13 protein-coding genes are annotated in these 14,178 nt (G+C 61.3%); 6 read left to right on the plus strand and 7 right to left on the minus strand.

The features are described 5' to 3' along the window. Positions 1-20 precede the first annotated feature (20 nt). Positions 21-2,957: a hybrid sensor histidine kinase/response regulator gene (locus GGQ67_RS01610; RefSeq protein ID WP_183898426.1), complete on the minus strand. Its 2,937-nt coding sequence runs from the start codon at positions 2,955-2,957 to the stop codon at positions 21-23. A gap of 249 nt (positions 2,958-3,206) precedes the next feature. Between GGQ67_RS01610 and GGQ67_RS01615 the strand changes: the two genes are divergently transcribed. Then, the gene (locus tag GGQ67_RS01615; RefSeq protein ID WP_183898427.1) at positions 3,207-3,353 is read left to right on the plus strand and encodes a hypothetical protein; all 147 of its coding nucleotides are present in this window, start codon (positions 3,207-3,209) and stop codon (positions 3,351-3,353) included. Positions 3,354-3,458: 105 nt separating this feature from the next. On the opposite strand, the gene GGQ67_RS01620 is transcribed toward GGQ67_RS01615, so the two are convergent. From GGQ67_RS01620 to GGQ67_RS01630, 3 genes are all read right to left on the minus strand, one after another. Continuing rightward, positions 3,459-5,654, minus strand: a complete 2,196-nt coding sequence (locus GGQ67_RS01620; RefSeq protein WP_183898428.1) for a TonB-dependent siderophore receptor — start codon at positions 5,652-5,654, stop codon at positions 3,459-3,461. Between the two features lie 170 nt (positions 5,655-5,824). Beyond that, complete coding sequence (locus tag GGQ67_RS01625; RefSeq protein WP_183898429.1) at positions 5,825-6,709, minus strand: helix-turn-helix domain-containing protein; 885 nt, start codon at positions 6,707-6,709, stop codon at positions 5,825-5,827. 131 nt (positions 6,710-6,840) lie between these two features. After that, on the minus strand, positions 6,841-7,851 hold the full coding sequence (locus GGQ67_RS01630) for a LacI family DNA-binding transcriptional regulator (RefSeq protein ID WP_183898430.1): 1,011 nt from the start codon (positions 7,849-7,851) through the stop codon (positions 6,841-6,843). Positions 7,852-8,084: 233 nt separating this feature from the next. Between GGQ67_RS01630 and GGQ67_RS01635 the strand changes: the two genes are divergently transcribed. From GGQ67_RS01635 to GGQ67_RS01655, 5 genes are all read left to right on the plus strand, one after another. Next, positions 8,085-8,885 (plus strand): inositol monophosphatase family protein, encoded by an 801-nt coding sequence (locus GGQ67_RS01635; protein WP_183898431.1) that lies wholly within the window; start codon positions 8,085-8,087, stop codon positions 8,883-8,885. A gap of 123 nt (positions 8,886-9,008) precedes the next feature. Next, on the plus strand, positions 9,009-9,926 hold the full coding sequence (locus tag GGQ67_RS01640; protein WP_183898432.1) for a DnaJ C-terminal domain-containing protein: 918 nt from the start codon (positions 9,009-9,011) through the stop codon (positions 9,924-9,926). Positions 9,927-9,928: 2 nt separating this feature from the next. Further along, positions 9,929-10,261 (plus strand): chaperone modulator CbpM, encoded by a 333-nt coding sequence (locus GGQ67_RS01645; RefSeq protein WP_183898433.1) that lies wholly within the window; start codon positions 9,929-9,931, stop codon positions 10,259-10,261. A gap of 47 nt (positions 10,262-10,308) precedes the next feature. Beyond that, a complete protein-coding gene (locus tag GGQ67_RS01650; protein WP_183898434.1) occupies positions 10,309-10,803 on the plus strand; it encodes a cupin domain-containing protein in 495 nt (164 codons plus the stop codon). Between the two features lie 601 nt (positions 10,804-11,404). After that, positions 11,405-11,803, plus strand: a complete 399-nt coding sequence (locus GGQ67_RS01655; protein WP_018896782.1) for a helix-turn-helix domain-containing protein — start codon at positions 11,405-11,407, stop codon at positions 11,801-11,803. A gap of 27 nt (positions 11,804-11,830) precedes the next feature. On the opposite strand, the gene GGQ67_RS01660 is transcribed toward GGQ67_RS01655, so the two are convergent. The 3 genes from GGQ67_RS01660 to GGQ67_RS01670 all read right to left on the minus strand — a co-directional run bounded on the left by GGQ67_RS01660 (position 11,831) and on the right by GGQ67_RS01670 (position 14,172). Beyond that, complete coding sequence (locus tag GGQ67_RS01660) at positions 11,831-12,100, minus strand: hypothetical protein (protein WP_183898435.1); 270 nt, start codon at positions 12,098-12,100, stop codon at positions 11,831-11,833. A gap of 75 nt (positions 12,101-12,175) precedes the next feature. Continuing rightward, positions 12,176-12,919, minus strand: coding sequence for a TfuA-like protein (locus GGQ67_RS01665; protein ID WP_183898436.1), 744 nt, complete (start codon positions 12,917-12,919; stop codon positions 12,176-12,178). Further along, positions 12,916-14,172 carry a YcaO-like family protein gene (locus tag GGQ67_RS01670; protein WP_183898437.1) on the minus strand — a complete coding sequence of 419 codons (1,257 nt, stop codon included), beginning with the start codon at positions 14,170-14,172 and terminating at the stop codon, positions 12,916-12,918. The genes GGQ67_RS01665 and GGQ67_RS01670 overlap by 4 nt, the downstream gene beginning before the upstream one ends. Positions 14,173-14,178 lie beyond the last annotated feature (6 nt).

Consider the following 14,178-nt stretch of genomic DNA (forward strand, 5'->3'; position numbering starts at 1 on the left):
ACAATGCTGGCCGGTCGCGCCTAGCGCCTCGTGGCCACGGCGCGCTCGACGGCCGACTTCAAATCCATTTCGGAATAGGGTTTCCGCAACAGAACCGCCTTGGGCGGCGCGCCGGCCGGCAGACTGTGCTCCCCTGTCGCGAACACGACGGCGATGTCAGGATGCTCGCGGAGCACGGCCGCGGCAAGATCGACGCCGTTGACATCGGGCAACCCGATATCCGCCATCAGCACGTCGATCTCGTTGGCCCGCAGGAACTCGAGCGCCTCCGCTCCATCCGCCGCTTCCGTCACCTGATGCGCCATGTCGAGCAGCATTTCGGCCGTGTTCGAGCGGATCAGGAAGTCGTCCTCGACGAGCAGAATACGCACGCCGACTGCCGCCACGGGCTGGTCGATCGGCGCCGCGCTTCGCGGCGAGGACACCTGGCTGATCTGCTTCTGGTTCGCGATGACGTGACGAAGCCGGCGCGCCAGCGCCTCCCTCGTATAGGGCTTCGATAGCAACTCGACGCCGGGGTCCAGCCTTCCGCCGTGAACGATCGAGTTCTCTGTGTAGCCCGAGGTGAAGAGCACGGCCACGCCGGGCAGCCGCTCCTTGGCGCGCCGCGCCATCTCGCTGCTTTTCAGCGGTCCGGGCATGACGACGTCGGTGAAGATCACGTCGATCTGCATGCCGCTTTCGATGACGTTCAATCCGGCCTGCGCATCCTTGGCGGTCAGAACGCTGTAGCCGAGATCGGACAGCGTCTCGACGACGATCGAACGCACTTCCTCGTCATCCTCGACCACCAGCACCGTTTCCGTACCGCCGACTACCGGCCCGCCATGCACGGTCACCTCGCGGTCCTCGTCAGCGACAGAACGCGGCAGGTAGATGCGTACCGTCGTTCCCTGATCGATTTCGCTGTAGATCTTCACATGTCCGCCCGATTGCTTGACGAAGCCGTAGACCATGGAAAGCCCAAGCCCGGTTCCCTTGCCTTCGGGCTTCGTCGAGAAGAACGGCTCGAACACCTTGTTCAATATGTCCGGCGACATGCCCGTTCCGGTATCGGTGACCGCGAGCATGACATACTGGCCAGGCATGACCTCCTGATGGGCGCGCGCATATTCCTGGTCTAGCGCCGCGTTGCCCATCTCGATCGTCAGCTTACCGGAACCGTTCATCGCGTCGCGCGCGTTGATGGCAAGGTTGAGCAGCGCGTTTTCCACCTGCGTGGGATCGGCATAGGTGTTCCACAGCCCGCCGCTGGTGATCACCTCGATTTCGACCGCTTCTCCAAGCGAACGCCGCAGCAGGTCGTCCATTCCGCCGATGAAGCGCGCGATATTGATAACCCGGGGCTCCAGCGCCTGTCGGCGGCCGAAGGCGAGCAGCTGGCTGGCAAGCTTCGCGCCGCGATTGACGCCGGCCAGCGCATTGGCCAGACGCCGCTCCGCCCGCTCGTTGCCCATCAGATCCTTCGACAGGAGTTGCAGGTTGCCGGAGACGACCTGCAGCAGATTGTTGAAATCATGCGCCACGCCGCCCGTCAGCTGGCCGATCGCTTCCATCTTCTGCGCCTGCTGCAGGGCGCGCTCGGTCTGGTGGCGCTCGGCGATCTCGGCCTCGACCCTCGCCTCGAGGCTTTCGTTCAGCTGTCGCAACTGCTCCTCGGCCCGCACGCGGTGGCGAACCTGCCGCTCAAGGCTGGTGGCGTGGTCCTGCAGACTGGCCTCCGCCTCGCGCTGCTCGGTGATGTCTGTGTGAACGCCGACCCATTCCTCGATCTCACCGGAAGCGTCGAAGATCGGCACGCCGCGAATGGCGAAGGTTCGATAGACGCCATCGGCGCGCCGAACCCTGTGTTCGTGGACATAGGTCGCCTTCGCGGCGACCGCGGCCTTCCAGCTCTCGACCGAGCCGTCCTTGTCGTCCGGATGAACGGCCTCCGCCCAGCCATAATCCTGATAGCTCTCGAAGGGCTGCCCGGTCAGCGCGGACCATGCCGGCTGCTCACCCAGCATGCGTCCGTCGGCGGCGTTCGTCCAGATCACGCCGTGGACGGCGTTCACCGCCGCGCGGAAGCGGCCATTGCTCCGCTGCAAGGCGACTTCGGATCGCTTGCGATCCTCGATATCGATCATCACCACGTAGATGCCGTCGATCTCGCCGGTCGATGTGCGCCGGGGCACGTAGCGTATCTCGACATTGCGATGTGCCCCATCCGGCCGGACGATCGACGTGTCGGTGATGATGCGGTCGCCCGCCATCGCCTGCTCGACCAGGGAAAGACGTGCCTGGTAGCTCGTCTGACCGATCACCTCGGACACGTGCTTGCCGACGACGTCGGCTGCGTCGAGGCCGAACCACTCCATGTAGCCCTGATTGGCGAAACGGTAGACATGGCCGCGATCGATGAAGCCCACGAGGATGGGAAGCGCATCCGTCAGCCGCTTCAGCTCCTCGCGGCTGTCCGCGAGCTCGGCCACCGCCTTCACCTTGTCGGTGTTTTCAAGCACCGTGCAGAGGACACCGTTGACCTTGCCGTCGTCGTCATAGATCGGCGTGTAGAACAGGTCGAAGACGACTTCTTCCGGCACCCCGTGGCGATGCAACACCATCGTCTGGTCGCGGTAGGACTGGACCTCGCCGCGAAAGCCGGCCTCGAGAATCTTGCTGTTCCAGTCCCAGATCTCCGGCCAGATGCCGGGGACGGTCGCGCCGAGCGCGCGCGGATGGTAGCTGCCGGCAATCTCCACGTAGCCGTCATTATAGATCATCACATGATCGTCGCCCCACATCAGCACCTGCGGGATCGGCGAATTGACGATCGAATTGACCTTGATTCTCAGGTTCTGCGGCCACTCGCTGATCGGGCCAAGCGAGGTTGCCGCCCAATCGAAACCGCGAACAAGTTCGCCGGTTTCGCCGCCGCCGATGGGCCAATGGCCGGACGTGAACTGATATGTCATAAAGCCACCAAGTGAACCAGAAATTCTCCTGTTTCATAGGCGACAGGATTGGTCCTGTCCATGGCGGGAAGCCAGAACAAGTGGCCGGACAGGCATCGATACGAAGAAGGCAAGACAACGGCCGCCGGCGTTGCAATTCGGTTGTCGCGCGCAGAAAAAAGACACGCGACGCGATCACCCGCTTTTTCATTTAAGTTGACGCTGCTATGGGAGCATGATGTCGTCCGTTAGAACGAGGAAACAGGCGAGATGAGCGATAACGTCATCCAGTTCCGCAAGCCCGCGCCGCAAAAGACCCCGAAGCCGCCACGCCCATGGCTGCGCAAACTGATCTCGATCGTCGCGGTGATCGCGGCCTTTATCGCGGCCTGGATCTACTTCACGGTCGCTGGCTGATCTGGCTATTGCGCGCGTCGCATGCGTGAAGCGGCCACATGGAAACGACAACGGCCGGAGAACGGGACAACCCGTTCTCCGGCCGTTTTCACGATCAAAGTAGACTTACCACTTCTTGGCAAGCTTGAAGGTGAAGGTGCGGGCATCGCCGTAGCCGCAAGCGCCGGCCGTACGGCAAGCCTCGACATACTGCTTGTCGAACAGGTTGGTGACGTTGAGCGATGCCATCCAGTTTTCCTTTTCGTAGCGGATGGCCGCGTCGAACACGGTCGATTCAGGCACGCGAAGCGTGTTGGCTTCGTCCGCCCAGGAACGGCCCTTGTGGCGAAGGCCGGCTCCGAGGCTCAGCCCTTCAAGCGCGCCGTTCGTCACCGTGTAATCGACCCACATGGACGCCGTGTAATCGGGAACGACATAAGGCGTCTTGCCGATCAGGCCGGGGTTCGGGTCATTCTGGACAACGGTGACATCGGTCGCGGCGAAGGCGCCGAGCAGCTTCCAGTTATCGTCGATGTTGACCTTGGCCTCCAGTTCGAAGCCCTTCGATTCCACTTCACCAAGCTGGTCCGTCCACGGAGCGACCGGGATCGAAACCGAGTTGTTGCGCTTGTTGATGCGGAAGACGGAGGCGGTGAAGGACGCATCCATGAAGGTGGGCTCGTACTTGATGCCGGCTTCATACTGTTCGCCCTCTTCCGGCTTGAGCGGACCATGTCCACCACGGCCGACCATCGGGTTGAAGAAGGTCGATGCGCTGGCATAAGGCGTCAGGCCGTTGTCGAACTCGTAGGCGAGGCCGGCGCGGCCGCTCCAGGCACCGTCGGATTCGTCGAAGCTGTTGGATGAATCCAGCCGATCCTTGAAGTCGGTGTTGACATAATCGTAGCGGCCGTTGAGCGTTGCCAGCCATCCGTTGCCGAAACGGACCTGATCCTGAGCATAGACGCCCAGCTGATTCATTCTGACGTCTTCGCTGTAAAGCGCTCCGGGTGTCGGCTGTGTCTGGCCATAAATCGGGTTCAGTACGTCAAGATTGCCGTTGTAGGGCTGGACCGGATAGCCGGCGCCGAAGACGGAGTTCTGCACGTTGTCGATGCTGTACAGCCGGTAATCGACACCAAACATCACCTTATGCTCGGTAGCGCCAAGGTCGAACGTGTTTTCGATGCGATTGTCCCAGGCCAATGTGCCAACCGAGGTGTCGCCCTCGAAGTTCAGGCGCTGGAGCTCGGTCTGGCTGGCATAGAGCGAGGGATAGACAAGGAACTCGTATTTGTCGAGACGACCGTAGCGGGCATTCGACGAGTATTTCCAGCCGCCTTCGAACTCGCGCTCGAACTCATAGCCAATCATCTGCTGATCGTAGCGGCCGGTGTCCAGATCCGGTTCACCAGGGAAGAAGCGGCGCGAGATCTTGCCGATACCCGGCCGGTCGACGACCGTGCCTTCATAAGGCAGGAAGCCGTTGCCCGTATGGGTCTGATCCAGACCGCCGGCATAGGCCCAAACGGTCAGGCTCGTGGTGTCATCCGGCGAAATGGTGAGCTGCGGCATGACGAAGCCGCGCAGATCACGGGTGTAATCGGTGTAGCCATCGCCTCCGGCGATCTTGCCGGTCAGCCGATAGGTCATGCTGTCGCTCGATCCGACCTTGTCGGAGAAGTCGAAACCCGTGAAAGCGTTGCCGTTCGAGTTGATGCCGATCTCGGTATAGTAGAGCGGATCGTCGGTCGGGCGCTTGCGGACCATGTCGATAATGCCACCGGCATTGGCGCCGCCGTAGAGAACCGAGGCCGGCCCCTTCAGGACATCGACACGCTCGAGCATGAAGGGATCGATCTGGAAATTGCCGAACCCGTAGGAAAACAGGTTGAGATTGTCGAGATAGACGCCGCTCTGTCCGGCATCGAAGCCACGGACGTAGAACCAATCGGTATCCGGATCGGTGCCGAAGGTCTGCGTGGCGACGCCTGCCGTATAACGCAGTGCCTCGTCGACCTTGTTGACAACGCCACGATCGTCGAGCTCCTGGCGGCCGATAACGGAGACAGCCTGCGGAATTTCCTTCAGCGGCGTATCGGTCTTCGAACCAGCCGTCGTCTTCTTGGCGACATAGCCCTTGACGGGGCCCGTGCCGGTTGCTTCGCTGGAGCCATCGGCCGAATTGCCGGAGCCCTGAATGACGACCGGTTTCAGCTCGGTCGCGTCCTGCGCGATAGCGAACGTGGCGCTCGCACCGAAGATGGCGACGCCCGCCAAAAGCTTTGCCCTGAAGATCACGCGGTCTGCTCTCACACCCATGTTTACTGTCACCCTACTCACGCCACCGCCATCCCAACGACCGGCCAACTCAAAGAATAAGCTGAGTGATTAACTCAGTTTTAACGGTTCAGCTTGTCCCGATCGCGGACGAATTGAATGTTTTTGGGCAATTTTTCGCGGTGCGGCCAAACGCTCAAATGGTGTGTCGTTCAGGCAACGCGGGCCTTCTTCCACGTGGCAGGTGTCGTTCCGACATTCTTTCGGAACACGCGTGTGAAATGCGCCTGATCGGAGAAGCCGGTTTCCGCCGCGATGACCATCAGCGACTGGTCGCCATGAAGCAGAAGCTGCTTTGCGCGTTCCAGCCGGGCGTTCATCTGCCATTGGTGCGGCGCCAGGCCTGTGGAGGCCTTGAAGGCATGGCTGAAGTGGGATTGCGAGAGCCCCGCCAGTGTTGCAAGTTCTTCAAGCCGGATATTGCGCATGCAGTTTTCGGTTATGAACTCCGTTGCCTTGCGTAGTTGCCAGGCGGCAAGCTTGCTGCGCTTGCGGGGCTCGGCCTTCCCAAGCTTCATGACATCGATGATCAGCGCCAGCGCGAGACCATCGCCATAGAGATCGTGCAACGGCGCCGGGTTCATGCATTCGGTGGCGATCATGCGCGACAGCGTCAGCACGCGATCATCGGAAAACAGCAACCGTGCGCTCGTCAACCGCTCCTGATCAAGCTCCTCCATCAACCGGCGCGCCACGATCTCGGCGTCGAAATGCAGATCCAGATGACGAAGAAACTGGACATTCTTCAGATCGGCCCAGAGCTCCATGCCCGCCGGCACATAGGAGATCGGCTGGTTTTCGCCATCCTCCGCGGCGTCGGCGCCCTTCGAGGTCAGCTTCATCGTCGAACGGCCGGCTCCGTTCATATCGAGCAGAACGAAAAGCCGGGGGTCGTTCGAGACATAGTAACCACCGGCATAGGGCGCGCATTCGACATCCCAGACGTCCGCGACGATGCCGTTCCATGATCGCCTGTGAAGGCCGCCGACAACGGAGAAACCTTCGATCTTGTTCTGCATGCGAGGCTGAAATGTCATGGATAGGATACGCACTATACCTTCTTATGAAAGTCATGTTTAAGGCAAGCGCTGCGATAAGGCAATCCTGCGCTAAAAAAGCACGCCATGTTTCAAGGACAGTTGTGGTTTAAAGGGCCGTGCGGGTTGGTTCATCCCTTGCGGATGGAACCACGCCAGATCAGTTCTGCCTTCAACGTGATCGAGTGGGCCTCTTCCGGTTCGTCCTCACGGCCGCCGGCAAGCCATTTCACGGCCTGTGAGGCAATCGCCGTGACCGGCTGCGCGAATGTCGTGAGGTCGAAGGATGACCACGACGCCTGTTCGATGTCGTCGAAGCCCGCGACGCAGAGTTGGTCCGGGATGGACAGCCCGAACTGATGGCGTGCCGCATCCATGAAACCGCAGGCGAGCAGATCGGTGGCGCAGAACACGCCATCGGGCCGTTCGGCGCGCGTCAGCATGCGTTGTGCAAGCACCCTTCCCGCCTCGTACCCCGTCGATCCGTAGCGTTCGACGACGACCTCGAGACCGAGCGTTTCCGCGGCGGCGATGAAGCCACGCTCGCGCCCCATCAGGCTCGGCGTCCTCGCTTCGGAATTGGCGAATGCGAGCGTCCGGCACCCGGCGCGGACGAATGCGGTGGCGATCCGACCGCCGGACTCGTAGTCGTCGAGATTGATCTTCAACGTGCCCGGCTGATCGTCATCGCGATTAATCAGCACCAGACGCTGGCCGCTGCGAAGGCAAAGCTGGGTGATGGATTTATCCGGCAGGCCGGAGAGAATGATCGAGGCGTCCGCCCGATAGCGAATGGCCTGCTGCAACGCGCGATCGACACTGCCATCCGAGCGGTCGGTGTTGACGAACATCGCGACCTTGCCGGCATTCTGCAGTTGGATGGTCAGTTCCCGCAAAAGCGCCGAGCGATACGGCGTCGCAACGTCGGAGACGATCAGGCAGACGATGCCGCTCTCGTTGCGCATCAGACCGCGGGCCAGATGATTGACGTGATAGCCGAGCGCTTCGGCCGCTTCCAGCACTCGCCTGCGGGTGTCGGCCGAAACGCTGGCGCCCGGCGTGAAGGTTCGCGATACCGCCGAACGCGATACACCTGCCCTCTCGGCAACTTCCTGTGCGCTCACGAATAATTTAGACGGCATGACGATCCTTTTGTTGCACGCACTTTTGCATCGACTTGCACTTGCGTGCAATCCGCAATGACCTCGGCCAATATGAAGTTTTCATGACGATTATTGACATCCGGCTTGGCGAAGTGTTCGTTTTGCACGCGCTTGCAAATATGCCTGCGGCGGCCTTCCCGGCTGCAGCACCTTGCGATCGCGAGTTTCAGCGGCTGTTTCCAGCCATCGTTTCCGACAAAGGACATGTTGCGATGACATTGCGCGTTATTCCGGGGCTCGAAGCACGTCTCGCCCTTGCCGAAGCCGTTGCCCGCGATGCGGGCGCCGTGGCGCTCGACTATTTCAAGCGCCGGGAAACGCTCATTATCGAAACGAAGCGCGATCCGCAGGACGTCGTGTCGATTGCCGACCGGGAGGTTGAAAACCTGATCCGCGCGCGGTTCGCGGAAGTCTATCCCGGCGATGGCGTTCTCGGCGAGGAATATGGCCTGACCCCGGGCACCTCGGGCTTCACATGGGTCATCGACCCGATCGACGGAACAAGCCCTTTCGTCAACGGCATGCCGAACTGGTGCGTATCCATCGCCCTGCTGCACGACGACGTGCCTGTTGTCGGCGTCATCGCCTCGCCTTGCCACGACGAGCTCTACGCCGCCGCGCTCGGCATGGGAGCCACCCTGAACGGCAAGCGGCTCGAGCTCAGCCCCGAGCGCAACATCCGCAACGCCGTGACCGGCATCGGCGCGAACAGCCACGTCTCGCCCGCCACGGTCGCCAGGATGGTCGAGGAACTGCTGGAAGCGGGTGGTAATTTCATCCGCAACGGATCCGGCGCGCTCATGCTCGCCTATGTCGCGGCCGGCCGTCTCGTCGGATATTACGAACCCTATATGCACGCATGGGATTGCCTGGCCGGATACTGCCTGGTCAGGGAGGCAGGCGGCTGGTTCCACCCCTTCCCGACCAATGGCGAGGGGCTGACCAAGGGGGCGAAGGTGCTTGCCACGGGGCCCGGCGCCATTGACGATCTTCGCAGGATAGCAGGCGTGTAACACGCCCCTCCCGCTACCGGCTCAAGTTCAGGGCGCGACATCGCGCCTCTCGTCCCGCGCGGCTTTGCAACCTATATACATGCGGAGATGTCGGTGATCAGTACCGGCTGAACGGAGACATGTATGAGCCGAGATCCGTACGAGCTTCTGGGCGTCAAGAAGGACGCTACGCAAAAAGAGATCCAGAGCGCGTTCCGCAAGCTCGCCAAGAAGCTGCACCCCGACCTGAACCCCGGCGACAAGAAGGCCGAAGACCGGTTCAAGGAGATCTCGGCGGCTTATGAGATCGTCGGCGACGAGGACAAGCGCAAGCGCTTCGACAGAGGCGAGATCGACATGACGGGCGCGGAACAGGCGCAGCGCAACTATTATCGCGACTACGCGTCGCAGGCCGGCGCCGGCGGCCGCTACCAGAACAATGCCGGCTTCGCCGACTTCGGCGACCGCGACGACATATTTTCGAGCTTCTTCTCCGGCCGAGGACGCGGCGGCGGGCAATTCCGCTCGCAGGGGCAGAACCGGCAATATTCCATGGAGGTCGACTTTCTCGACGCCATCAATGGCACCAAGACGCAGATACGCCTGCCGGACGGCCCCGCGCTCGATTTGCAGATCCCGGCAGGAACCCGCGACGGCCAGACGCTGCGCCTGAAGGGCAAGGGCGAGCCCGGGATCGGTGGCGGTCCGCCGGGTGACGCGCTGGTCGAAATCCGCGTTCGCCCGCACAAGTTCTATGTGCGCGACGGCGACGATATCCGCCTCGATCTGCCGATATCGCTGCCCGAGGCGGTGCTCGGCGGCAAGGTGCGCGTGCCGACGCCATCCGGCGCGGTCAATCTCACGCTGCCCGCCAATTCCAGCACCGGGAAGATATTGCGCTTGAAGGGCAAGGGCGCGCCGAAGCGCGGCGGCGGCGCCGGCGATATCTATGTGTCACTGAAAGTCGTCTTGCCGGATGGACCGGAGCCGAAGCTTGCAGAGTTCATGAGCACGTGGGTGCCGGCCAATCCGCAGAATCCGAGAAAGGGCATGGAGGAGTAGCCATGAATGATCTTGAATTCCGCCGAACCCTGAAGATCGACGTCACCGTGGTGGACGTGTGGGTCGCGCAGGGCTGGCTGATCCCCGAAGCTCACGACGGCGATCGTGAGTTTCGCGACGACGATGTGGCGCGGGCGCGACTGATCCTCGACCTCACCCGCGATATGGGCGTCAACGACGCCGGCGTCGATCTCATCATGGATCTCGTCGATCAGATACACGGTCTGCGCGGCACACTGCGCGACATGCTCGGCGCCATGGAGCAGCAAGACGACGACGTTCGCCGCCGGCTGCGCCGCAAGCTCGACACGCTTTCGTCGGCGCACGTCGGTTAGGCATCTGCGGGCGGAGCCCGCGATCGGACAAGGGAAGGAGACCCGACTTGAGCGACGATCACGGCCCTCATGACGCTGATCATTCTCATACCCACATCGACTGGCGCGAGAACGGCGTCAAAGTCATCCCCGGCGATGCGCTCGACCCAAACACCGCGCAGACACCGGGAATGAACCGCGCGACCGCGATCAACCACGCCCGCGCCGGCGCTGAGAAGATCTGGGCCGGCACGGTTACCATTCACGCCAACGCGAAGACCGGCGCGCACCATCACGGAGATCTCGAGAGCATCATCTATGTCGTGAAGGGTAAGGCGCGCATGCGCTGGGGCGACAATCTCGAATTTACCGCCGAGGCTGGGCCAGGCGACTTCATTTTCGTGCCGCCTTACGTGCCGCATCAGGAGATCAATGCGAGCCAAAACGAGACGCTGGAATGCGTCCTCGTTCGCTCCGGGCAGGACCCTGTCGTCGTCAATCTCGATATCGAACCGGTTGAAAAGCCGGAACACGTCCGGTGGGTCGATCCGATACACAAATAATCCACTCTCGGTAGTGCGCTAATGAAGAATTGATCGTTGATCGCGTCCGAAATTTTCGACGAATGTCCCCTTGACCGCGCATGCATCGGAACATCGCGGCTCGCGCGCTAAGTTTCCGAAAAAAAGATAGCCGGCTTCACGACATTCTGTTGACACTTTACGTCAGAATCGTTGACTAGCAGGGGCTCCCGCAGGTACGCGCGAATAAATCCAGGCCACAACAATAAGTTCGGATGGCACTAATCCAATCTTTGATCCGCAGCGTACACCGCTTTGTTATCGCCTGGACAGCCAATCGAAAAGCCGCTCCAGGTGGATATCACGGCCTTCGATGCAAATCTCAAAATCCGGCGATTTATCTACCGGAAGATGTATATGAGCCTCGTTTGACCGAAACGAACCGAAATACTTACTTATGATTGCATTCGACGTCACGCAAATTTGCTGATCTAAAGGCTTTTTCAGTTGAAAGTCAGGCTATTCAGGCAGATGAGTTGGCGGGAATAAAAATGAACGGCACAATTGATCCGTTCAAATATCTTGGTAAGGTTGCCGCAGGGAATAATAAGCACGCCGCAACTGGCGTTAGAAGGATAAGGCCATGAAAGAAGCTCCGCATACCGTTGACGTACACGTCGGCAAGACGATCCGCATCAAGCGCCTGATGCGCAAGGTTTCGCAGACCGAACTCGGCGACCGCGTCGGCGTCACGTTCCAGCAGATTCAGAAGTATGAAAAGGGCTCGAACCGCGTTTCGGCAAGCATGCTGGTCGAAATCGCTGGCGCGCTCGATGTCGATGTTCGTTCCTTCTTCGAAGATATTTCGGCCAATGCCAACGACAATCCGACGCCGAGCGACGAATTCGTCGTCTCACGCGATGGCGTGCTGCTCAACGCTGCTTTCCTGTCGATCAAGAACGAACAGGTCCGCAAGAAGATCGTCAAGCTGGTGCAGGCAATTGCCGGCATGGAGCAGATCGAAAGCGAAGCCGCCGAATAAAGCGGCTTTCGCGGATCCAATCGACGATTAGTGGCGCTCCAGGACGACGAGGTTTTCTCGCGCGTCTTTCATCGCCAGCTTCGTCTTTGTGCCGATCAGCTTCTCCAGGTTCACATCCAGCTCGCGCTCCGGGTCGATTCCATCCCAATCGATGACGACCTGCAGCAGAGCCATGTTCGTAAGATGCGTCAGATTGTTCAGCTTGAGCTTCTGCGCTTCATCTTTTGCTGCGGACAGCAAGCGGAATATCCTCGCATATTCGCTGCCGCTGCCCTCGTCCACCGTCTGAATGTTCATATCGTCCGCCTCTCTGAGATGCCCCAAACACCACTTCCGGGGCTCCAGTGCTGTCATCATTCAGGCGTGGCGTTATTAGAGCGTTACAGGCGTTACCGGGGTGCTGATTTCCGCGTGCAGCATCTCCCAATGCGACGTTGCGGCGAAGCCCCAGTTGCGCTTTCCGGCGGTAAATTTCACGCTGCCGAGGTAAGCGAGAACCATATCGGCATCGGCGCGCTTGCGCTCGATCTTGTTCGCGCGAATCAATCGCACGATCTCCTTGGCGCGAGCGGCATTGTCGAAGGCGCAACGCTCGACGGCCTTCGGATATGTCCGCTCGGAGAAATGCATCGCGCGGCCCGCCAGGAGAAGTTTCTTGTACTCGCCCGCCATAAGCAGGCCCTGCCTGTTCAGCGCATCGATGGTCGGCTGATAATCGACCCACGGAACCGAAAGCGGCAGCCAGCCAAGCTCGACCGGCGCGTGAACCAGCGCCACCGCCTCGTCGTCGACAAGACGGCCATCGGCGTAATCGTCATAGATCGAGCCGATGCCGACCATGCCGAACGCCGAGCATTCGGCTGCCCGCAGAGCCCCCATGCTGGCGCCGCCGGCAACGACGACGTTCTGCTCGAGCGCGAAGAGGATTTCCTTGTGCCAGACGGACGGCATCTCGCCGAAATAGCCATCGACGATGCCGATGGCGCGGGCGCCGTCGCGCACCGCCTGCAGGATATCGCCCCTCGCAGCGGGCCCGCGAAACTGGACCGACGGATGCTCGGCCTGAAGCCTGTCGAGATCCCGGCCGAAGCTTGGTCCTGCGAAGATAACTCTCATGCCTGGGCTCCCTGCATGGCGCCGATCGCGCGCAATCCAAGTTGGATAAATTCGCCGCTGACATCGACCTCGAGGCCCGGCACGATCACGCGGACGACAGAGACCGGAAGACGCGAATGCGGGATCGGCACGGCCACGACCTGCTCGATGCCGCGCGCCCGCAACCGATCCAGAATATGGCGGATGGTCTGCTGAATGCTGCGCTTGGCAGGCTCGGCGAAAGCAGGCGCGACCGGCGTCTCGTCGCAGAGCTCGATCAGTTGCTGCATCGGTCCATCGCCATCGAGGCGCTGATAGACGCGCGGCGAGAAATCGTCACGGCTGCCGGCGATCGCCGTCAACCGGCTCTGCGCCGCCTCGGTGATGGCGCGCAGCGCCGCGCGGATAGGATCTGGATGGCAACCGCAGCCGCCACAGACATTCGTCCAGCGCGCATCGACGCGGTCGCCGAGGTCGCCGGGAACGATGACGGCAAGGAAACTCGGCACGCCGATGTCGGTTGTCATGTCGAGCAGCAGCAGACCCATTCCGGCGCGGGCAATGCGGTCGGTGATGATGTCGATGACGGGATCGCCGAAGCCGGCCGGATCGATGCGCGATCCGCGCAGTTCATCGAAGGGGCGAAGCTGTGTCAGCGCCCAGGCGTCGCGCTCTACCAGCTCGCACAGGCCGTGAAGCACGGCTTCCGCAGGGCGATTGCCAGAGGCCAGGCCGTCACTGGACTGCTCGAAGCCGGAAGGACGCGTGCCGCGGTGGTCGAGACCGACCAATGACCACGGCACGAAAACCGGCTTGTCATTCATGATATCGAGGCCTTCGCTCCAGGCGAGCGGGCCGGCATCGATGTCCGACGGCACACAACGGGCGACGGAATCGAGATCGATGAGCGGTGCACGCTCGGCCTTCATGCCGGCGAGCGTGGCGATGACCAGATCATCCGGCTGCATCTCGGCAACGCGGGTTTCGACCGCCTCCATGGCGGCCGAGGTCATCGCGGCTTCCTCGTCGATGCCCTTGCCCTGGAAGACGGACAGCGTGTAGCTGTTCGGGCGGGTCGCGAAGGCGACTGGAATTTCCAGAAGATCGAGCGCCGTCAACAAGCCGACGCGCGTTATTCCAAGCTCGGCGAAGTGCGGCTTGATCGCCGCGAATGTCTGTCCAGGCGTCAGGGAGCGGTCGTGGTAGGCGCTGACGCCCGCCGCGGAAAGACTTAGATCCCCAGCCAGATCCATGAGTGCTGCCTGAACAGACATCCGCAA

The sequence above is a fragment of the Rhizobium metallidurans genome (assembly GCF_014196505.1).
Taxonomy (GTDB): Bacteria; Pseudomonadota; Alphaproteobacteria; order Rhizobiales; family Rhizobiaceae; genus Rhizobium; species Rhizobium metallidurans.

Excerpts from the sequence above, each read along its gene's own strand:
- GGQ67_RS01645 (WP_183898433.1), top strand. The coding sequence starts at position 9,929 with ATGAATGATCTTGAATTCCGCCGAACCCTGAAGATCGACGTCACCGTG.
- GGQ67_RS01655 (WP_018896782.1), top strand. The coding sequence starts at position 11,405 with ATGAAAGAAGCTCCGCATACCGTTGACGTACACGTCGGCAAGACGATC.
- GGQ67_RS01610 (WP_183898426.1), bottom strand. The coding sequence starts at position 2,957 with ATGACATATCAGTTCACGTCCGGCCATTGGCCCATCGGCGGCGGCGAA.
- GGQ67_RS01640 (WP_183898432.1), top strand. The coding sequence starts at position 9,009 with ATGAGCCGAGATCCGTACGAGCTTCTGGGCGTCAAGAAGGACGCTACG.
- GGQ67_RS01665 (WP_183898436.1), bottom strand. The coding sequence starts at position 12,919 with ATGAGAGTTATCTTCGCAGGACCAAGCTTCGGCCGGGATCTCGACAGG.
- GGQ67_RS01630 (WP_183898430.1), bottom strand. The coding sequence starts at position 7,851 with ATGCCGTCTAAATTATTCGTGAGCGCACAGGAAGTTGCCGAGAGGGCA.
- GGQ67_RS01670 (WP_183898437.1), bottom strand. The coding sequence starts at position 14,172 with ATGTCTGTTCAGGCAGCACTCATGGATCTGGCTGGGGATCTAAGTCTT.
- GGQ67_RS01635 (WP_183898431.1), top strand. The coding sequence starts at position 8,085 with ATGACATTGCGCGTTATTCCGGGGCTCGAAGCACGTCTCGCCCTTGCC.
- GGQ67_RS01625 (WP_183898429.1), bottom strand. The coding sequence starts at position 6,709 with ATGACATTTCAGCCTCGCATGCAGAACAAGATCGAAGGTTTCTCCGTT.
- GGQ67_RS01615 (WP_183898427.1), top strand. The coding sequence starts at position 3,207 with ATGAGCGATAACGTCATCCAGTTCCGCAAGCCCGCGCCGCAAAAGACC.
- GGQ67_RS01660 (WP_183898435.1), bottom strand. The coding sequence starts at position 12,100 with ATGAACATTCAGACGGTGGACGAGGGCAGCGGCAGCGAATATGCGAGG.
- GGQ67_RS01620 (WP_183898428.1), bottom strand. The coding sequence starts at position 5,654 with ATGGGTGTGAGAGCAGACCGCGTGATCTTCAGGGCAAAGCTTTTGGCG.